We start from the raw sequence: 19,970 nt of genomic DNA on the forward strand, positions 1-19,970 counted from the left end.
TCGGACCGTCCAGGCCGAACCGGGCACCCCAGGACGTGAGGGACACCGCCCCCGCATCCCCGGACCACGGACACGATCCGTCGGCGCCGGACGCGGCAGGAACGCGGTCGACCAGAACGCCCAACACCGTCCGGGGCGTTCGGCTGAGCACGAATCCTGGCAACAGGACTCACTCCCGCTCAGTCTCTAGGAACGGCTGCTGCAACTGCCCGCGTTCTTCCTCCTCTACCACCTCTTCTCCAACGCGACGATCGGCGGTCGCGGCAACGATCTGCTGTCCCATGTCCTGTGGGGCGCCCCGCTCGGCGGACGGTGGAGCGATGTCCTCGCCGACGGCGGCGCCTTCGGGAGCGGCGGGCTGGTCTATCTGGCGCTGTTCGCGGTGGTCGCCGCCGTTGCCACCTTCAACTTCCTTCGCGCGCGGCGAACGGCGGCGGCGGTGGGCGAGGGGGAGCAGCAGGTGCCGGGGGTCGGCGCGGTCACCAAGGTGATGCCGTTCCTGTCGTACTTCACGCTGTTCACCGTGGCCGTGGTGCCGCTGGCCGCCGCGCTGTACGTGGTGACCAGTACGACGTGGAGCGCGGTGGAGCGGGTTGTGCTGTACAGGTGAGAGGAAAGGAGTGGGGGGCCTGGGGTAAGTGGCCGAAGTACCTTGGAGCTCGCGCCGGCTGACGGTGAATCCATCGACAGTGCGGCGGCGCTTACGCTAAGTTGATACCTCCTGGTATACCGGCGAATACGGAGAGTCGGCATGGGAACCAATGTCTGGCAGCCTGATCCGCAAGCGCCCTTCGCACGCCGGCTCGGCATCGCGCCCACCGATCCAGGCAGCGGTCGCGAAGCCGACGAGACCGGCAGCGGCGGTGAGAGCGGCTGCCCGGAACTCTGGGAACTGGCCAACGGTGACGTCGCCGTGATCGGACGGGACCTCACCGAGAACTACGCCGGAAAACTGCCGCAGGGCGTCAGTGTCAGTGAAGGTGAACGTCTCGTGGTGATCCCCCGGGGAATGGCACGGGCGGCGAAGGCGGACATCCCGGATGCTTGACATGCTGGCGGGCGCCTCGGGTGAACGGCTGCTCGGGGATGCCTATTTGGCCGACTTCGAGGAGCACTTCTGGAAGATCGGCCCATCGGGGTTCTGGAAGCTGGAACGGCTTCAGGGGTTCCTGGAACCCAAGGACGACAGTTGGGTCGCATCCTCCCAGGGCGACTGGCGCACCTCTTTCACCCTGCTGGAGCAGCGCCGTGAGTCGCTCAGCAGGCACTACGACAAGATCCGGGCCCATGGATTCGAGACCTGGCGCATCCGGGTGGTCGAGCCTCCGCTGACCGACTACATGCGCTGGGAGCTGCGCCTTCTACTACTGAGAGACGAACTGGGCGGCTATACGAGGGTCATCGACTCCGGGCGAGTCAAGCAGTTCGAAGCGCATGGGGTGCTCCCCGAGCTGATCACGCTTGGTGACGACGTGATGTACGAACTCCTTTACGACGACAACGGGCTCCAGCAGGGTGGAATCCGTTACTCGCAGCGCGAACTGATCGTCCGTTGCCGGGAGTTCATCCAGCGGTTGTACGGAGAAGGCGAAGACATTCGCGGTTACTTCACTCGCGAAGGGCTTTTGGCCGATTCAGAACAGCATTGATGGAGAATTCACCAGATCCACTGAACGAAGGCTCGAACGAAGACCCGAACGAAGGCCCGCGCGACATCCCGGACAACATTCCTAATAACGTTGAGACCCACTCCGAGTTGTCCGGGTCCGCGCATGACGTGGTGCAGGCCGGGAGTGTGTACGGCGGAATTCACTTCCATGACAGCCCCGGCTCGCAGCGAGTGGTTCCCCGTCAGTTGCCCGGTGACATAGGGGGGTTCGTCAACCGCGGAAGTGAACTCCGTGTGCTTGATGCCATCCTGGACCGGGAGCCGGGTGCTTCGGTCACCACGGGGATCTACGTCATCACCGGGACCGCCGGGGTGGGCAAGACGTCGCTCGCGTTGCACTGGGCGCACAGCGTCCGTGCCCGTTTCCCCGATGGCCAGCTCTATGCGAACCTCCGAGGGTACGACCCGGGCGAACCGGTGAGCGCGGAGCAGGTGCTTGACCACTTCCTGAGGGCATTGGGCGTCACCGCTTCAGCGATTCCGGTGCGGCTGGAGGCGCGTTCCGCGCTCTTCAGGTCGCTGCTGGCCGACCGGCGCGTGCTCGTGGTGCTGGACAACGCCGCGACTGTCAGTCAGGTACGACCGCTGCTGCCGGGAAACCCGAACTGCCTGGTCCTCGTCACCAGCCGGCATCGATTCTCGGGGCTGGTCGCCAGGGACGGCGCACACAGGCTGGTGCTGGACATCTTCGCTGAGCGGGACGCGGTCGAACTTCTGCGCACCGTGACGGCGGGATACCGGACTCCCGACGACGAAGCGGCACTGTCCGAGTTGGCCCACCTGTGCGCTCGACTGCCTCTGGCCCTGAGGATCGCCGCCGAGCGTGCCTCCAGCAGACCGCTGATGCCCCTTGACGAGCTGATTGCCGATCTGCGCGACGAGTCGGCGCTGTGGGGTGCTCTGACCGCCGAAGAAGACGACGAATCCGACGCCGTGCGGACCGTCTTCGCCTGGTCGTACCGTGCGCTGTCCGAGGACGCGGCAAAACTGTTCCGCCTGTTGGGACTGCATCCTGGTCCCGATATCGGGGTGTCTGCGGCGGCCGCGCTCGGCGCCACCACGGTCTCGGCGGCCCGCCGGGTACTTGACGTTCTCGTCGGGGCGCACGTACTCGAACAGCCCGCGCACGGACGCTTCCAGTTCCATGATTTATTACGGATCTACGCCGCCCAGCAAGCGATCCAGCACGAGAGCGCGGAAGCCAGGGACGCCGCGCTGATGCGAGTGCTGAACTACTACACGCTCTCCCTGACCCATGCGATTGCCCGTATCGCCCCACTGGACCGCCTGAGCCCGCATCCCGATCGTCGTGCAGACGCGGTTGTGGAGGAATTCCCCGGCCGTGCCGCGGCATTGCAGTGGTTCGAACAGGAACAGGCCAATCTTGTGTCCGCCGTCCGTGCGGCTGCGGCAACCGGCCACCATGACCTGGCATGGCGTATCGCGGCTCTGCTGCGCAGTGTCTATGTGAGCCGCAACCCGTTCCAGGACTGGATCACCACGGCAGAGATCGGTCTAGCTTCCGCGACGGCCATAGGCGACCGCCGTGGACAGGCGGAGATGCACGACAGCCTGGGCAAGGCGTACCTGCAGTCACAACGACTCGACCAGGCCGAGAGGCACCACATCGAAGCGCTGCGACTGCGTCGGGAGACCGGCGATCGCTACGGTGAAGGGGTCGCCGTCAACGCCCTCGGTCTGCTCGACTGGCGGCGACGGAGGCTGAGCGCGGCCGAGCAGCGTTTCCGAGAAGGACGGGAAATCTTCCGCAGCCTGAACGACCGCCGCTGGGAAGCCCTGGTCCTGACCAACCTGGGAATCGCCCGATACGACGGGCTCGATCTGGACACTGCGGTGCTGGACCTCACCGAGGCGGTCCGTCTCTGCAGGGAGGCGGAGGACCGGGCCTACGAAGGCAACGCGCTGTTCTACCTCGCGATGACGCAACGAGAACTCGCCGAGACCGATGCCGCATCGTCCACCATCAGAAAAGCCCTCGCCATTGCCGAAACCGACAGGCTCACCGCGTGGGGAGCGTTCTGGCTGCTCGAACTCGCCCGAATCCAGTGTGCTCTCGGCGAACCCGGCGAAGCCCTGGTGTCCTGCCAGCAGTCCGCCGTCATTCAGCGGCAGATCGGCGATCGGAACAGGGAGGCCGCGGCGCACGACGGCACGGGCGAGGCTTATCGGAACCTTGGCCGCCCCCTCGATGCGGCCAAGTTCCACCGCATGGCGATCGCCATCTATCGCGAGGTTCAGGACCGCTGGGCGCTGGCGGGCGCACTGGTGAACCTGGCGCTGGTGCTGTCCGGAGAGGACGGCGAGGGCGCGAGGGATGCCGAGGACGAGGCCCGTACCCATGCGACGGAGGCCGCGACGATCCTGGCCGAGTTCGATGATCCCCGCGCACTGCGCCTTCGCGAGACGATTGATGAGCTGAGCCTGTGAACGAGAAAACGGAACTCGACAGAATCGCCGCCCGGCTGACCGCGGACCACAATCTCAGGATGCGCCGGATCGATCCTCGCATTGCCCCTGCTCCAGTGATGCCGGAGCACCACGTAATAGGGACTCTCGCGATCGGGAGAATCCAGGAGCAGCGCTACGACGAGAACGCCTATGCATCCCTCTGGGGTGCGCTGTGCCGCTACATCCTGCACATCCGTGTCGCAGGGCCCGACCCAGGCCCGGCCTTCGATCAGGTGATGGTCGGGCTGCTCGACCGGATCGATGCCGACCCCGACCGGGGCGCCGACCAGGCCGTGACGCTGACCTGGCCCAGCCTCGACACCGCGTGTGCCGCACCGCTGGTGCGGCACGGCTTCGCGCCGCTGACCTCTTTGGTCGTCAAGAAACTGCACCGGCCGGACGATCTCCCCGGCGGCACGATCGTGCGGCCGGCCCAGCGGGACGACCTGGAGTGGCTGGCGGATCAGGCGCACCGGTTGCATCGATTCGAGAACCAGCTGGGGGTGTTGCCGGACCGCCCGGCGTTGCGCGCCCGGCTGCACACGGAACTCGCCGAAGCCATGGCCGACGAAAACTGCTTCATCCTGGTGGCATCGACCGACAAGACCCCGGTCGGATTCATCCAGGGGCAGGTGCCGAGCGGGGCGTGGATCGAACAGCAGATCACCATGAAACCCGCAGGGTACTTGTCCCGGCTGTTCATCGAACCGGCAGCGAGGCGGAAATCGGTCGGCCGCAGTCTGGTCGCTGCGGCACACGACATCCTCCGCGGACACGGAGCAACGGCCGTCATGCTCCACCACAGCCTGCACAACCCGTTCGCCGCCCCCTTCTGGGCGGAGTCGGGATACCGGCCGACCCTGACCACGTGGTCGAAAAGGGTCCACTGAGAAAGGGGGATTCATGGATGCGGAGCTGACGGCTCTGGCCGCCGCGGGTGCTACGACGTTCGTCCAGCAGATGGCAGCGGACACGTGGGCGCAGTCGCGTGATCACATCGTTTCGTTCTTCTCGCGTCGCGGTGTCGACGGGGGCGAAGCAGGCGAAGGAAACATGATCGGCAGCGAGCTGGAGGCCTCACGGCGTGAACTCGCCGTGGCGACGGAGACCGGTGACGAGCAGACCGCGTCGGACGTGGAGGCGGAGTGGCGCATGCGCCTGCGGCGCGTTCTGGCGGCCGACCCGGCTGCCGCCTCCGCACTGACGGCAGTCCTCGCAGTGCTCAGGCCCGACAGCAGCGACCGAAGAACTCAAAAGACCGTGAACGTCCACAACGTCATCAGTGGTGGTGTGCAAAACGAGACCGTGATTCAAGCCGGCAATGTTGATTCGATCAACTTCGGGTCGCAGTCCAGTACGTGAACAGGCTCTTGCCCGCTGCATGCTCTCATTGGAGGATCGACCAGTCCTCCGATGGCTGCACCCATCGGTCGGGCGCCCGCTATCAAGGGAGATGGTGACGACCATGAAGCTGCTGCGAGTCGGTACGGCGGGGTCGGAGCGGCCGGCGCTGCTCGACGCCGAGGGTGTGCTGCGGGACCTGTCGGGGATCGTCGACGACATCGACGGGGCGCTGCTCGCCGACGACGTGGCGCTGGGGCGCGTCCGGGCCGCCGCCGGCGCGGGGGAGCTGCCCGTGCTCGACGCGGCCGGGCTGCGGATCGGGCCGCCGGTGGCGCGGATCGGCAAGATCGTGTGCATCGGGCTCAACTACCACGACCACGCGCGCGAGACGGGCGCCGAGCCGCCGGCCGAGCCGGTCATCTTCTTCAAGGCCGCGGACACGGTCGTCGGGCCGAACGACACCGTGCTGGTGCCGCGCCGGTCCGTGAAGACCGACTGGGAGGTCGAGCTCGCCGTCGTCATCGGGCGGACCGCCCGTTATGTGGCCGACGACGAGGATCCGCTGTCCTATGTCGCCGGGTACGCCGTCGCGCACGACGTGTCCGAGCGGGAGTTCCAGATCGAGCGGGGCGGGACCTGGGACAAGGGGAAGAACTGCGAGACGTTCAACCCGCTGGGGCCGTGGCTGGTGACCGCGGACGAGGTCGGGGATCCGCAGGGGCTGTCGCTGAAGCTCTGGGTGAACGGGGAGCTGAAGCAGGACGGGACGACGGCCGAGCAGATCTTCTCGGTGGCCGAAGTCGTGCGGTACGTCAGCCAGTTCATGGTGCTGTACCCCGGGGACGTCATCAACACGGGGACTCCGGCGGGGGTGGCGCTGGGAGCGCCGGAGCCGAAGCCGTTCCTGCGGGGCGGGGACGTGGTGGAGCTGGAGATCGGCGGGCTCGGTCGTCAGCGGCAGGAGTTCAAGGACGCCTGAGGGGCGGGGGGTTGAGCTGTGCGGGCGGGTGCGGCTGTGTTGTGGTTGCTCGCGCGGTTCCTCCCCCAGCCTTCGGCCGGGGGTACCCCCAGCGCCCCTGGCGGGGCGCTCCGGCTGACGTGCGTTACAGCTTCAGGAAGGTCTCCAGCGCCTCCACCACGAAGCGGTGGTCCTGGAGCTGGGGGAGGCCGGAGACCGTCACCGAGCCGATGACGCCGACGTTCTCGACGTTGATCGGGAACGAGCCGCCGTGGGCCGCGTACGCGTCGGGGTCGAGGCGGGAGGACTCCTCAAAGGTCGTGCCCTTGGCGCGGAAGCGGGCGCCGACCAGGTAGGACGCGGCGCCGTAGCGCTCCACCACCCGGCGTTTGCGGATGATCCAGGCGTCGTTGTCGGGGGCGGAGCCGGGCAGGGCCGCGTGGAAGAGCTGCTGGCCGGCGCGGTGGATGTCGATGGCCACGGGGGCCTGGCGCTCCCGGGCCATCTCCACCAGCAGGGAGCCCAGCTCCCACGCGTCGTCGTTCGTGAACTGCCGGAATACCAGGCGGTGTTCCTGCTTCTCCAGCTCCTCCACCGACGGGGTGAGTTCGGGAGCGGACCTCGGGGTGATCTGCGGGTGGTGCATCAGAGGGTCACCGTCACCTTGTCCCGCGCCGAGCGGCGCGCTGCTTCCAGTACGTCCAGGGCGGCGGCCGCCTCCAGGGCGGTCACCGGGTTGGGGCCCTCGCCCCGCAGGGCCGCGGCCACCCCCGCGTAGTACGCGGGGTAGTCGCCGGGGACAGTGGGGACGATACGGCCGCCGCCGGTGACCGGGGACTCTCCCGCGCCGATACGGCCGTACAGCGAGTCCGGTTCCAGGCCCCAGCTGTCCTCGGTGCCCGGGCGCTCGCCCTCGCGGAGCGCCGCCTCCTGCGGGTCCAGGCCGTACTTGACGTAGCCGGCCTTCGAGCCGAGGACCCGGAAGCGGGGGCCGAGTTGGGCCGCCGTCGCCGAGACGTGGAGGTGGGAGCGGACGCCGCTCGCGTGGGTGAGGGCGATGAACGTGTCGTCGTCGGTCTCGGCGCCTGCCCGGCGGATGACCGACTCGGCGTACACCTCGGTGGCCGGGCCGAAGAGGACCAGGGCCTGGTCGACGACGTGGCTGCCGAGGTCGTAGAGGAGACCTCCGATCTCTTCCGGGTCGCCGGACTCGCGCCAGCCGCCCTTGGGCTGCGGGCGCCAGCGCTCGAAGCGGGACTCGAAGCGCCAGGCGTCGCCCAGTTCGCCGTCCGCGAGCAGCTTCCGCAGGGTCAGGAAGTCGTTGTCCCAGCGGCGGTTCTGGAAGACCGAGAGCAGCAGGCCGCGCTCGTCGGCGAGGGCGGCCAGATCGCGGGCCTCGGCGGCGGTGCCGGCGATCGGCTTGTCGATCACGACCGGGAGGCCCGCCCTGAGGGCGGTCGTCGCCAGCGGCACGTGCGTCTTGTTCGGCGACGCGATGACGAGGAGGTCGAGCTCGGCGGACCGGTCGAACAGCTCGTCGGGCGTGCCGACGGTCCGGACGTCCGGGAACTCGGCCTTCGCCTGCGCCTGCCGCTCGGGGTTCGAGGTGACCACCGTGTCCAGGGCCAGGCCCCCGGTGGCGGCGATCAGGGGGGCGTGGAAGACGGATCCGGCGAGTCCGTAGCCGATGAGGCCGACGCGGAGGGGAGGGGCAGCTGTCATGCGGGTCATGGGTCCCACTTTCGCAACGCTGTTGCCAAAGTGCAAGTGGCGGGGAGAATGGATGGCGTGAACAGGACGAGGAGCGGACCGGGCGGCGCGGCCGGAGCGAATCTGCTGGCCGTACGCAGTCACAACACCGCGCTGGTGCTGGATCTGCTGCGGACGGCGGGCGGGGCCGGCATCAGCCGGCTCGAACTGGCCGAGCGGACCGGGCTCACTCCCCAGGCGGTCAGCAAGATCACCGCCCGGCTGCGGGAGGAGGGCTTCGCCGCGGAGGCCGGACGGCGCGCGTCGACGGGGGGCAAACCGGCCACCGTGCTGCGGCTGGTGCCGGACGCCGGGCACGCGGTGGGCATCCAGCTCGACCGGGACGAGCTGCGGGTCGTACTGGTGGACCTGGAGGGCACGGTCGTCGCCGAGCGGCACACGGCGGTGGACCTGGGCGCCGGGGCGGAGGCCGTGCTGGCGGCGGTCGCGGAACCGGCCGGGGAGCTGATCGGACTGGGGGGCGACTCGGTGCTCGGGGCCGGGGTCGCGGCGCCGGGTCCGCTCGACCACATCCACGGGGTGCTGCACCGGGTCACCGGGTTCCCCGAGTGGGACGGCTTTCCGCTGCGGGACGCGCTCGCGGAGCGGCTCGGGGTGCCGGTCGTAGTCGACAAGGACAGCAACGCGGCCGCCCTCGGACTCGCCGTCGGCGGCGAGCACGGCTCCTTCGCCTGCCTGCTCCTCGGTACGGGGCTGGGCGCCGGCCTGGTGATCGGCGACAGCGTGCACCGGGGGGCGCGCACCGGTGCCGGGGAGTTCGGGCACCAGGTCGTCCAGCTCGACGGGCCGCCGTGCCACTGCGGCAACCGGGGCTGTATCGAGGCGCTGTGCCTGGCGGCGATGGCCCGCGGCGAGACCGGCGAGGCGGCGCGGATCCTCGGCGTCGGGGCCGCGAACCTGGCCGGGCTGCTCGACATCGACCTCGTGCTGCTCGGCGGCCGGACGATCGCGGCCGACCCGGAGACCTTCGTCCACGGCGTCGCCGCCGTCCTCGACGAACACGCCCGCCGCGAGAGCGGCCTCGGCACGACCGTCCCCGTACGCCTCGCCCCCGGCGGGGACCGGGGCGTCGCGGTGGGCGCGGCCCACCTGCTGCTCGCCCCGCTGTTCGGGCGGGCGGAGGGAGGGGCGGGGGAGGTGGCGGCGGGCTGACCGTGAGGGCCGACCGTGGTGGTGGGCCAGCTGGCGGTGGGGGGCGACGGTGGTAGTGGGAGAGCCGACGGCGGCGGGGTGACGGTTGTGGTGAGAGAGCTGACAGCGGCCGAGTGACAGTGGTGGGGAAGCTGTCGGTAGGGGCTGATCGGGCGGAGTTGGTCCCGCTGTGCGGAGTGGCGGCCGGTCGGCCGCGGCCGGGCGCGGCAGGATCACCTGATCATGCGACTGAGCACGTCCCTGTCCCTCCGCGTGGCCGCAGCCGCCGTTCTCGCCCCCGTGTCGTCGGCGGTCGCCGTCCCCGCGGCCTTGGCCATGCCCGCCATGCCCGCCGCGCCCGCTGCCCTCTCCGCCCCCGCCGTCACCGACGCGTCCTGCGCGGGCGCCGACGAGCAGGGCTTCCCCCTCACCGCCCGGATCCATGACGGCCCCTCGACCTACGAGGCCGGTGGCGGATTCGGCGTCTGGTATCTCGACCTCACGAACACCACGCCCCGCACCTGCACCGACGTCCACCCGGTCGTCGTCCTCGCCGACGACAAGAGGGCCCTCAAGCCCGCCCAGACCGAGCTGGAGTTCTACGACGGTCCGAGCACCCGGCCGGTCATGCTGACGGAGACGGACGAGTCGGAGCTGGTCGGCGTGTTCGACGGGAACGACTTCCCGGGGTTCACCATCGCGTCCGGCGCGACCGTCTCGGTCAAGGTCAGACTCGCCGTCGCCTCCGACGCCGTGACGAACGCGGTCACGGTCAACGCGGCCGCCGTCCAGCGGCAGGGGTCGGACGGGCAGTGGGTGGGGGAGTCGAACGACTACCGCTTCGGTATCGGCGAGGACCCCCCGCCCCCTCCTCCGCCACCTCCCACGGGCCCCGCGCCCGCCACCCCGGCCACCCCCGCGACTCCCGCCGACCCCGCCACTCCAGCGACCCCCGCCGACCCCACCGGCCCGGAGGCCTCCGCCACCGCCTCCGCCGTCACCCAGCCCAGCCCCGGGACCGGGACCGGCACCACCCCGGGGACCCCCACCCCCACCGCCGCCCCGGGCAGCGCCCTGCCCTTCGTCGACGAGGCCGCGAAAGCCGGGGAACGCTCCCGCGAACTGGCTCGCACCGGCCTGGGCCTGGCCCACGGGCTGCTCGCGGCCACCGTCGCGCTGCTCGTCGTAGGAGGGAGCGCGGTCCTGCTGGCGCGCGGACGGCGGTGACCCGGGGCCGACACGGAACGCGCCGTCTGCGACCGGGCCACCCGTCCCGGCGCAGCGTGAGGAAACAGGAAGCCGCGGATCACCGCGCGGCCGGTCTGCTCACGGGCGCCCCGCACGGCGAGAACGGCAGCGATCGCGCTCACCAGGCTGATGGACGGCGTCGACGTCTTCCCGCCCGACCGGAACGACATCGACAACAACCTCACGTCGAGACCTGGAAGTCCGCCATCGGCGCCTGACCGGCGCCGGACCGCGGCCGAGCAGGGCATTCCCGTGTGATCGGAGCTGTGTCTAGGCTGGGGGCGCCGGTACGCCGTGGTTCCGGCGCCCTCGCCGTACGCACGCCAGGAGACGCACGACATGGCAGACCGCAAGCCCATCGAGTCATGGCTCACCGACATGGACGGGGTCCTCATCCACGAGGGTGTCCCGATCCCCGGAGCGGACGCCTTCCTGAAGAAGCTGCGGGACTCCGAGAAGCCGTTCCTGGTGCTCACCAACAACTCCATCTACACCGCCCGTGACCTGCACGCACGGCTGCGCCGGATGGGCCTGGACGTGCCGGTGGACAACATCTGGACGTCGGCGCTGGCCACCGCCCAGTTCCTGGACGACCAGCGGCCCGGCGGCAGCGCGTACGTCATCGGCGAGGCCGGACTGACCACCGCGCTGCACGACATCGGGTACGTCCTCACCGACCACGAGCCCGACTTCGTGATCCTCGGCGAGACCCGCACCTACTCCTTCGAGGCGCTCACCAGGGCGGTGCGCCTGATCAACGACGGTGCCCGGTTCATCGCCACCAATCCCGACAACGTCGGCCCGTCCACCGAGGGCGACCTGCCCGCCACCGGCTCGGTGGCCGCGCTGATCACCGCCGCCACCGGCAAGGAGCCGTACTTCGTCGGCAAGCCCAACCCGCTGATGATGCGGGCCGGTCTGAACGCGATCGGCGGGCACTCGGAGACCTCCGCGATGATCGGCGACCGGATGGACACCGACGTCCTCGCGGGCCTGGAGGCCGGGATGCGCACCTTCCTGGTGCTGTCCGGCGTCACCCAGCCGGACGACATCGACCGCTACCCGTTCCGGCCGTCGCAGGTCGTGGACTCGATCGCGGACCTCGTCGAACGGATCTGAGCCCGTCCGACCGGCCGGGCAGGAAACCCGATCTCACTCGTACGGAGCAAGAAGGCGCCCCCCGAGGATGCGGGGGCGCCCGGTGCGGGGGAGCCTCCAGATATCTGGAGGTTCACGATGGGCTCACTACGCCTCACTCTCTGTACCGGACTACTGGCCTGCGTCGCCGGCCTCTCCCCGGCGACCGCCCATGCGGCGGACGGCCAGGGCGTCACCGTGAGCCCGGCCTCCCCGGCCCCCGGCTCCGTCGTGGCGCTGCGGGTGAGCGGCTGCTCGGGTACGACCGGCAGCGCCGCCTCGACGGCCTTCGTCTCGGACGCCCGCCTGGCCGGCTTCGACGGCGCCCTGACCGGCGAGGCCCAGGTCCGCTCCACGACCGGCGCCGGCACCTACACCGTGAAGGTCAGCTGCGCCGGCTCCGTGCTCACCGGCAGCGTCACCGTCGTAGGGCAGCCGTCCCTGTCCTCGCAGGGCGGGCAGCAGAGTCTGCCCTCGCCCATGGCGCCCGTGCGCGCGGGCGGCGGGGGGACCGCCCCGCTCGCCTCGGTGGACTCCCGCTCGGCCGGTCCCGACACCGCGCAGGCGGTCGTCGGACTCGTCCTCGCCGCGCTGGCCGCGATCGCCGTCGGGCTGCTGGGCGCCCGCCGGGGCCGTGGCTCGCGCTGAGGGCGGTACCGCATGGACGACTCCGAACGATCCGCCGGCACCGGACGGCTGCTGACCGGCGTGGCCTGGGCGATCCTGCTGCTCGGGCTCTGGCTGTGGGGCCGCGGGGTGACCGAGGTGCCCGACGGCATGACGGGGGCCACCACGGGCGACGTGGCCGCCGTCGGCCGCCCCGTCGGCGCCGAACTCCCGCCCGCCGCCAAGCCGTTGACCTCGGCCGCGCCCCAGCGCATCGACATCCCGGACCTGGGCGTGCAGGCCCCCGTGGTCGCCCGCGGCCTCGACCCGGAGGGCGGGGTGGACCCGCCGCCCTTCGACCAGCCCGGTGTGGTCGGCTGGTACGGCTCCGGCACCGAACCCGGGGCGGCCGGCACCGCGGTCCTGGTCGGGCACGTCGACACCGAGACCCGGCCCGCCGTCTTCTACAAGATCAGCGCCCTGCACCCCGGCGAGACGGTCCGCGTGGTCCGCGCCGACGGCACGGTCGCCGAGTTCACCGTCGACGACATCAGGGTCCTGCCCCGCGACCACTTCGACGCCCAACAGGCGTACGGAACGCGGGAGTCGGGGCGCGCCGAACTCCGGCTGATCACCTGCGGCGGCACCTTCGACCGGACGACCCACAGCTACACGGCGAACGTGGTCGTCTCGGCGTACCTCACCGGAACCGCCGCATAGCACTCCGCCACGGCACCCCACCTGGCCCGGTCGACGACCCGCTCCCCTGAGACCGCCGACCGGGCCGGTCCTCGACCGCGCGCGCTCGGGCTGCGGGAGTAACCCGGCGTCAGGCGCGGGAGGTCGCAAAGGCAGACCGGAGGCCGGGGCCGCCTGGAATCGACTCTAGAGGGGAACGGACGCCGGGGCCCAGCTCCCCGCCCGTCAACCGTCGAGCGGTGCGGCGCCGGTGCCGCCGTCTCCGCGGGCTGTAACAGCTCGTGGACAACTCTTGGGCGATCTCGTGGCGAGTGCAGCGGTTATGTCACGATTGGGGCCTGGCCAAGTGCACCCAGGGGGGAATTGGATGTACGACAGCAGGGGGGCCCGCTCGTCGGCCTGGGCGTGGGCGCTGGGGGCGGTGCTGCTGCTCGCCGGCTGTTCCTCGGGCGGCGGTGACGACGAGAAGGAGACCGCCGACCCGGGCGCGGCGATCGCCCAACAGCCCAAGGGAGCGGACCCGTTCTGGGTGAACCCCGACTCCAACGCGGCCCGCCAGGTCAAGGCCTACGCGAAGGCCGGCAAGGATTCCGACGCCGAGCAGATCCGCAAGATAGCGGCACAGCCGACCGGGGAGTGGATCGGCCCGGAGAACCCGGAGCAGGAGGCCCGCGGCTTCACCGAGGCCGCGCAGAAGACCGACCGTACGGCCTTACTGGTCCTCTACAACATCCCGCACCGCGACTGCGGCCAGTACAGCCAGGGCGGCGCGGCCGACGGCGACACCTACCGGGCATGGATCGACGGGGTCGCCCGGGGCATCCAGGACCGCCCCGCGACCGTCGTCCTCGAACCCGACGCCGTGCTGCACCTGGTCGACGGCTGCACCCGGGCCCAGTTCGCCGAGGAACGCTACGACCTGCTGCGCGGCGCGATCACCACGCTCAAGTCGCTGAAGAACACCAAGGTCTACCTGGACGCGGGCAACGCCGGCTGGGGCCACCCCGACCAGATCTACCAGCCGCTGAAGCGGGCGGGCGTCGACCTGGCGGACGGCTTCGCGGTCAACGTCTCCAACTTCTACTCCACCGAGGACTCCATCGCCTATGGCAAGCAGCTGTCGCAGAAGGTGGGCGGCAAGCACTTCGTGATCGACACCAGCAGGAACGGCAACGGGCCGTACGCGGGCGGGAATCCGGACGAGCGGTGGTGCAACCCGCCGGGGCGGGCGCTGGGGGAGCCGCCGACGACGAAGACGTCGGATCCGCTGGTGGACGCCTACCTGTGGGTCAAGCGCCCGGGGGAGTCGGACGGGACGTGCAAGGGCGGGCCGCAGGCGGGGGACTGGTGGCCGGCCTATGCCTTGAAGCTGGCGTCGGCTTCCTGACTTCTGTGCGTGCGGGCCGGCCCAGGACGACGCCGGCCAGGACGAGGACCAGCCCGCACAGCTGCCGGCCGGTCAGCACCTCGCCGGCGACCGCGGTGCCGAGGAGTACGCCGGTGAGGGGGTTGAGGAGTCCGATCAGTCCGACCGTGCCCGCGGGCAGGTGTCGTAGGCCGGTGAACCAGGCGACGAAGGCCAGGGCGGTGGCGACCAGGGTGACGTAGCCGAACGCGAGCAGTGCCGTCGGGGAGAGCGCGGGAGGCGGCCCTTCCGCCGCTGCGGCGACCGGGAGCAGGAACAGGCCGCCGGCGGTGAGCTGCCAGGCGGTCGAGGCGAGCACGTCGGTGCCGGCGCTCCACCGCTTGGTCAGGATGTGTCCGAAGGACGACACGAGCATGGCCGCGGCCGAGGCGAGGACGCCCGGCACGCTGACGCCGTCGGCCCCCGTGAGCAGCATGAGGCAGACTCCCGCGAGCCCGATCGCGGCGCCCGCCAGGTGCGCGGTGCCCGGCCGCTCGGACACCAGGGCCCAGGCGATGAGCATCATCGCCAGCGGGGACAGCGCCATGACCGTCGAGGCGATGCTCGTCGGCAGCAGCTGGGACGCGGCGTAGACGAGCACGAAGAACACGCTCACGTTGAGCAGGCCGAGCACCGCGGACCGCCACCACCAGGCACCGCGCGGCCGTTGCCGGCACACGGCCAGCAGGACGAGACCGGCGGGCAGCGCCCGCAGGGCGGCCCCGTAGAGGGGGCGGTCCGCCGGCAGGAACTGGTGGGTGACGTAGTAGTTGGCGCCCCAGGCCACCGGCGCGACCGCGGTCAGCGCCCGCCGGCGCAGAGTAGCTTCCATGGAAGGCAATATAGCTTCCCGGGAAGCTATTATGGAATGCATGGACGAAACGAACGCGCCGGACCGCGTCTCCCTCATCCAGGCCGACTGGCGCCGCGAGCGGCCCGACGTCGATGTCGCCCCGCAGGCGGTGATCGGCCGACTGCACCGGCTGGCCGACCGGCTCACCGAGGAGCTCTGCCTCGTCTACGGCCGCTACGGCCTCGGCGAGGGGGAGTTCGACGTGCTGTGCGCCCTGCGCCGGGCCGGTGCTCCCTACGAACGGGCGCCCGGGGAACTCGCCGCGCACACCATGGTCACCACCGGCGCGATGACGAAGCGGATCAACCGCCTGGAGCAGGCCGGACTCGTCACCCGCCGCCGTTCCGAGGACGACCAGCGCGGCCGGATCGTCGCCCTCACCCGACCCGGCCGCGAACTGATCGACCGCGCGTTCACCGACCACATGCGCAACGAGCGCCGGCTGCTCGACCTGCTGACGCCCGCCGAGGCCGAGACCCTCGAAACGCTGCTCACGACCTGGCTGTCCCGCGTGGAGGAGGGCTAGGGCGCGCTAGGGCACCTTCACCCACTGCGCCTTGCTCGGTGTCCCCTGGTCGTCGTCCACGAACAGCATGTACCACCCCGACTGCACCAGGTTCCGGTCCTTCGGCACGGTCACCGTGATGCTGTTCCCGGAGGTCCTGAAGTCGAGGGCGATCGACCTCTGGTCCACGTCCGTCACATGGGTGGTGGCGCTGGGCCGGATCAGCCGGACCTTCCTGATGGTCGAGGCGTGCGGTGAGGTGAACGTGCCCGTGCCGCCCCGGGCGATGGTCTGCGGACCGCCGCTCAGCGAGGGCCGGGAGTCCCGGTACAGGTAGGGCGGTGTGTAGATCTCGATCCGCTGCTCGAAGACGCCCGGCTTGGTGTTCGCCTTGTCCGCGTACAGCGGGTTGGACCCGAAGAACATGACCCGGCCGTCCGGCAGCAGGATCGAGCCGGAGTGGTAGTTCCGGCCCACCAGCGGATCGGCCACCCGCCTGAACGAGTTGGTGGCCGTGTCGTAGATCCGCGCCTGCTTGATGTCGGAGTCGCCGCGCCCCCGGTAGTCCTCGGAGCCGCCCGACACCAGCACGCTGTCGTCCGGGAGCAACGAGATCTGCGGGTACCGCGTCCCCTTCTCCAGGGAAGGCCCGTCCACGAACTTCGGGTCGGGGTCCTTCAGGTCGATCAGCCGGGTCTTGTCGGTGGACAGCGCGGACTCGCCGACCCCGCCGCCGCCGACCACCATGTACTTCTCGTCCTGGGCCGGCGGCAGCAGCACGGTTCCGGACGTCTCCAGCATGTTCGGGTCGCTCAGCCCGGGCAGTTTGGTGAACGCGTTGGTGTCCACGTCCCAGATCCCGGGGTCGCGGCCCACGTTGTCCGGCCCGTACCCGGCGTTGGAGCCGGAGTAGAAGAGCTTGCCGTTCTCCAGCAGGAACAGCGCGGGGTAGGTCGGGAACTGGCGCTTGTACCTGGTGTACGTCCAGGTCTTCGTCTTCGGGTCGAAGACCTCGTTCTTGCCCGGCACCAGCTGCCCGATGTCGTCGAGCCCGGAGACGCTCAGGATCTTCCCGTCGGACAGGGTCGTGAGCGTCGGATACCAGCGGGCCTCGTTCATCGGGTCGACCTTGATGTACTTCTCGGCGACCGGGTCGAACTCGTAGGCGTTCTTGATGCCCTCGAAGTCCCGCTTGTCCATGCCGAGTTTGTTGGCGATGCCGTAGGTGTTGCGGGCGTCGGCGCCGGTCAGCCCCTGGATGCTGTAGTTGTCCTGGGTGCCGGTCTCGTACCGGGTGCCCTGCTTCGGGGCCTCCACGACGACCCGCGCGTAACCGGGGTTGTTCCGCAGGAACTTCCCGGTCTTGTCGAAGACCTTGGTCGCGCGCGGGATCAGCACCGAGTCGTCGGAGACGAACGTCCTGCCGTTCTGCTTGCCGGTGAACCGGGTGCCCTTGGGCAGGGTCATCGGCTTGTCCGGGTTCTCGTTGTAGAGGATCATGACGCCGCCGGCCTTCTTGACGTCGCCCTTGAGCTTCTCGTACTGCTTGGTGCCGCCCGCGATCAGGATGTTGCCGTCGGCGAGCTGGGTGTGCCCGGTGCAGAACAGGTCGGCCGGGGTGGGCACCTTCTTGATCGTGCCCTTGACCGGGTCCCAGATCCGGCTGTCGTAGATCTTCGCGTCGAAGTTGTCCTGGTTGTTGCCCGAGCCCGCGACGAGCAGCACCTTCCCGGTGTGCAGGAGCACCGCGTGGATCGTGTCCTGGCGGTACTCCTTCGGGAACTCGATGACGTCCCAGTGGCCGTTCTCGGCCTTGTACTCGGGTCTGTTGATCTTGTACTGGTGGTACTGCTCGGTCCCGAAGCGGTACACCCACGGCCCGTTCATCCCGGCCAGGGCGAGAACCACCGCCGTGCCGATCGCGAGACGACGAGCCCGGCGGCGGCCGGCACTGTCGTTCATTCCTTACGTCCCCCCAGTCCGCCGAGCGCGATCCGCATGGTCTGTTCGGTGCCGCCGCCTGGGGGCGGCGCCCAGGCCGGCCGCTGCTGCGGCGCGTGTCCCGCGGGCACGTACCCGGCCGGCACCGCGTCCTCCGGCTCGGCCGGCGCCACGGCCGCCCCGCGCTCCTTGCGCAGCGTGTACTGCCAGGCGAAGATCGGCGAGGCCGTGATCAGCAGCGCCAGCGAGGCCCAGGTGAGCATCGCCGGGTGCGCGTGGCCCTCGACGAAGCCGGCGCCGAGCGAGCCGCCGAAGACGAGGATGAAGAACCAGTGGATGCGGAACGTCCCGAACAGGGTGTCCGGGCTGGCCGACTCGCCCTTCGGCGTGACCACGAACTTGCTCTTGCGGCGCAGCACCGCGTCCATCAGCGAGCGGGCGTAGATCGGCGCGGAGAGGGCCGACATCACCATGCCGGCCACGCCGCCGGAGCCCTCCGGCTCGTGCGGGGAGACGTTGTGCCGGCGGTTCCAGATGTAGAGGCCGATCTGGAGCGCGGAGGCGTTGCCGTAGAGCATCAGCCACACGGTCGGGTCGATGTTCACACCGGAGGCGCCCAGGCCCAGGAACAGCGCGCAGCTCAGTGCCGCCAGGATCCAGTTGAGGGCCGACATCGGGTAGAAGATGATCATCATCGTGTAGTTGAGGAGCCTGCCGGGACCCAGGCTGAACAGGCCCTTCCAGTACTGCTTGAGGATCGTCTCGTACGTCCCCCGGGACCAGCGCAGCTGCTGGGTGAAGAAGTCGGTCCAGGCGTTCGGGCCCTCGCCGACCGCGAGCACGTCCGGGGTGTACACCGAGCGCCACTTCCTCCCCGTCGCGGGGTTCTTGGCGCGGTGCATCTCGAAGCCGGTGGCCATGTCCTCGGTGATCGAGTCGTACAGGCCGCCGATCTGCTGGAGCGCCCGGATCCGTACGGCGTTGGAGGTGCCCACGAACATCGGGGCGCCGTAGCGGTTGCCGGCGCGCTGGATCAGGGCGTGGAAGAGGAACTGCTGGGACTCGGCGGCCTTGGTGACGAAGGTGTCGTAGTTGCCGTAGACCTGCGGGCCGATGACGAAGCCGACGTCCGGGTCGCGGAAGTAGCCCAGCATCCGCTCCAGGTAGTTCGGCAGCGGCACGTGGTCGGTGTCGACGGAGGCGAAGAAGTCGTACTCGTCGCCGTGCGCCTCCAGCCAGGCGTTGTAGTTGCCGTGCTTGGTCTTCGCGCGGTGCGGGCCCTTGGCCTGGTTCCACTTGCCGACGCCCTTGCGGGTGAAGTGGTGCACGCCCAGGCGCGCGCAGACCTCCTTCACCTCCGGATCGTCGCCCTCGTCGAGCAGCCACACGTGCAGCAGGCCCCGGTGGCGCAGCCGGACGGCCGCCTCCAGGGTGCGGGTGACCATGTCGAGGGGTTCCTTGCCGGGCACGAACGTGGTGATGAAGGCGACCCGGGTGCCGGTCTCCGGGACCACCGGGACCGGGTCGCGGGCGACCAGGGTCGCGTGCGCGTTCGACAGCACGTTCATGCAGCGGAAGAACTCGATCAGGCCGATCGACACCAGCATCACGATGTCGAGGGCCGGGAGGAAGTCGTACGCCGGATAGTCCCGCTGGGTCCAGTGCTCGGGCTGCAACAGCCAGGTCAGCAGCACCAGCGAGAGCAGCGGGGCCGCGCCCAGCATCAGCGCGGCGCGCAGGCGGTGCGGCTCCTGGGAGAGCAGTGAGCGGTACTGCACCCGGTACGGCGTGCCCGGATCGGGCTGGGTGAGGGGGCCCGCGAGCCGGCTGTAGTGCTCGTAGTCGTATCTGGGCAGTGTCTTCTTGATCCGGCGCAGGGCGCCGGTCCGGTGTGCGGGCACCCGGAGCTGTGTGGTCTGTGACGGGTCGTACGTCCGCGACGGATCGTGTTCCTGTTCCTGCCGGGCGCCGGTCGGCGTCGACGTCATGAGTCATCCCCCCACACGCAGGTCAGCGCGTGTTTGTCGGTCCCACCGCCCGATCCGGTCCCCCTCGACCCTCGCGGGCGCGTCAATGGCGGGGCACAGTCGCTCCACAGACAATGGACACGGACCGTGACCGTCCGGTTGCATGGTGCCCCCCTCGGCACCGATTCATGACCGGGGCCCCTCACCCCGCAGATCTGGCAACCGGTTACCTACCCCCCAAGTGCCGTGAATCATCCGCACTTTGGAC

18 protein-coding genes and 2 pseudogenes are annotated in these 19,970 nt (G+C 70.1%); 15 read left to right on the plus strand and 5 right to left on the minus strand.

The window, feature by feature from the left end; translation table 11 throughout:
* From ACFZDK_RS29725 to ACFZDK_RS29760, 8 genes and pseudogenes are all read left to right on the plus strand, one after another.
* A pseudogene (locus ACFZDK_RS29725) lies at positions 1–190 on the plus strand (transposase); the annotation flags it as partial.
* 6 nt (positions 191–196) lie between these two features.
* Positions 197–610: pseudogene (locus ACFZDK_RS29730) on the plus strand (hypothetical protein); the annotation flags it as partial.
* 141 nt (positions 611–751) lie between these two features.
* Positions 752–1,048 carry a hypothetical protein gene (locus ACFZDK_RS29735; protein ID WP_390976998.1) on the plus strand — a complete coding sequence of 99 codons (297 nt, stop codon included), beginning with the start codon at positions 752–754 and terminating at the stop codon, positions 1,046–1,048.
* Entirely contained in the window at positions 1,041–1,649 is a 609-nt protein-coding gene (locus ACFZDK_RS29740; protein WP_390976999.1) for a DUF6879 family protein, read from the plus strand. Before ACFZDK_RS29735 ends, ACFZDK_RS29740 begins: the two co-directional genes overlap by 8 nt.
* Positions 1,649–4,117: a tetratricopeptide repeat protein gene (locus ACFZDK_RS29745; RefSeq protein WP_390977000.1), complete on the plus strand. Its 2,469-nt coding sequence runs from the start codon at positions 1,649–1,651 to the stop codon at positions 4,115–4,117. Before ACFZDK_RS29740 ends, ACFZDK_RS29745 begins: the two co-directional genes overlap by 1 nt.
* Entirely contained in the window at positions 4,114–5,028 is a 915-nt protein-coding gene (locus ACFZDK_RS29750) for a GNAT family N-acetyltransferase (protein WP_390977001.1), read from the plus strand. Before ACFZDK_RS29745 ends, ACFZDK_RS29750 begins: the two co-directional genes overlap by 4 nt.
* Positions 5,029–5,041: 13 nt before the next feature.
* Positions 5,042–5,500, plus strand: coding sequence for a hypothetical protein (locus ACFZDK_RS29755; protein WP_390977002.1), 459 nt, complete (start codon positions 5,042–5,044; stop codon positions 5,498–5,500).
* 103 nt (positions 5,501–5,603) lie between these two features.
* Positions 5,604–6,461, plus strand: coding sequence for a fumarylacetoacetate hydrolase family protein (locus tag ACFZDK_RS29760; protein ID WP_390977003.1), 858 nt, complete (start codon positions 5,604–5,606; stop codon positions 6,459–6,461).
* Positions 6,462–6,585: 124 nt separating this feature from the next.
* Here the strand turns inward: ACFZDK_RS29760 and ACFZDK_RS29765 are convergent, their stop codons facing one another.
* Both ACFZDK_RS29765 and ACFZDK_RS29770 read right to left on the minus strand, forming a co-directional pair.
* Positions 6,586–7,086: a heme-degrading domain-containing protein gene (locus ACFZDK_RS29765; protein WP_390977004.1), complete on the minus strand. Its 501-nt coding sequence runs from the start codon at positions 7,084–7,086 to the stop codon at positions 6,586–6,588.
* Positions 7,086–8,171 carry a Gfo/Idh/MocA family oxidoreductase gene (locus ACFZDK_RS29770; protein WP_390977005.1) on the minus strand — a complete coding sequence of 362 codons (1,086 nt, stop codon included), beginning with the start codon at positions 8,169–8,171 and terminating at the stop codon, positions 7,086–7,088. The genes ACFZDK_RS29765 and ACFZDK_RS29770 overlap by 1 nt, the downstream gene beginning before the upstream one ends.
* 48 nt (positions 8,172–8,219) lie before the next feature.
* On the opposite strand from ACFZDK_RS29770, the gene ACFZDK_RS29775 reads away from it, so the two are divergent.
* The 6 genes from ACFZDK_RS29775 to ACFZDK_RS29800 all read left to right on the plus strand — a co-directional run bounded on the left by ACFZDK_RS29775 (position 8,220) and on the right by ACFZDK_RS29800 (position 14,418).
* A complete protein-coding gene (locus ACFZDK_RS29775; protein WP_390977006.1) occupies positions 8,220–9,362 on the plus strand; it encodes an ROK family protein in 1,143 nt (380 codons plus the stop codon).
* Positions 9,363–9,584: 222 nt separating this feature from the next.
* Complete coding sequence (locus tag ACFZDK_RS29780; protein WP_390977007.1) at positions 9,585–10,568, plus strand: hypothetical protein; 984 nt, start codon at positions 9,585–9,587, stop codon at positions 10,566–10,568.
* Positions 10,569–10,928: 360 nt separating this feature from the next.
* The gene (locus ACFZDK_RS29785) at positions 10,929–11,708 is read left to right on the plus strand and encodes an HAD-IIA family hydrolase (protein ID WP_359215686.1); all 780 of its coding nucleotides are present in this window, start codon (positions 10,929–10,931) and stop codon (positions 11,706–11,708) included.
* Between the two features lie 117 nt (positions 11,709–11,825).
* A complete protein-coding gene (locus ACFZDK_RS29790) occupies positions 11,826–12,374 on the plus strand; it encodes a hypothetical protein (protein WP_390977008.1) in 549 nt (182 codons plus the stop codon).
* A gap of 12 nt (positions 12,375–12,386) precedes the next feature.
* Positions 12,387–13,052: a class F sortase gene (locus tag ACFZDK_RS29795; protein ID WP_390977009.1), complete on the plus strand. Its 666-nt coding sequence runs from the start codon at positions 12,387–12,389 to the stop codon at positions 13,050–13,052.
* A gap of 346 nt (positions 13,053–13,398) precedes the next feature.
* On the plus strand, positions 13,399–14,418 hold the full coding sequence (locus ACFZDK_RS29800) for a glycoside hydrolase family 6 protein (protein WP_390977010.1): 1,020 nt from the start codon (positions 13,399–13,401) through the stop codon (positions 14,416–14,418).
* Here ACFZDK_RS29800 and ACFZDK_RS29805 read toward each other — a convergent pair.
* Positions 14,321–15,268 (minus strand): EamA family transporter, encoded by a 948-nt coding sequence (locus ACFZDK_RS29805; RefSeq protein ID WP_390977011.1) that lies wholly within the window; start codon positions 15,266–15,268, stop codon positions 14,321–14,323. The genes ACFZDK_RS29800 and ACFZDK_RS29805 overlap by 98 nt on opposite strands.
* A 40-nt stretch (positions 15,269–15,308) precedes the next feature.
* Between ACFZDK_RS29805 and ACFZDK_RS29810 the strand changes: the two genes are divergently transcribed.
* Positions 15,309–15,815, plus strand: coding sequence for a MarR family transcriptional regulator (locus ACFZDK_RS29810; RefSeq protein WP_390977012.1), 507 nt, complete (start codon positions 15,309–15,311; stop codon positions 15,813–15,815).
* A 6-nt stretch (positions 15,816–15,821) separates the two neighbouring features.
* On the opposite strand, the gene ACFZDK_RS29815 is transcribed toward ACFZDK_RS29810, so the two are convergent.
* Positions 15,822–17,756, minus strand: a complete 1,935-nt coding sequence (locus tag ACFZDK_RS29815) for a galactose oxidase-like domain-containing protein (RefSeq protein ID WP_390977013.1) — start codon at positions 17,754–17,756, stop codon at positions 15,822–15,824.
* On the minus strand, positions 17,753–19,723 hold the full coding sequence (locus ACFZDK_RS29820; protein ID WP_390977014.1) for a glycosyltransferase family 2 protein: 1,971 nt from the start codon (positions 19,721–19,723) through the stop codon (positions 17,753–17,755). Before ACFZDK_RS29820 ends, ACFZDK_RS29815 begins: the two co-directional genes overlap by 4 nt.
* Positions 19,724–19,970: the final 247 nt, after the last annotated feature.

This window comes from Streptomyces sp. NPDC007901 (assembly GCF_042959465.1).
GTDB lineage: Bacteria > Actinomycetota > Actinomycetes > Streptomycetales > Streptomycetaceae > Streptomyces.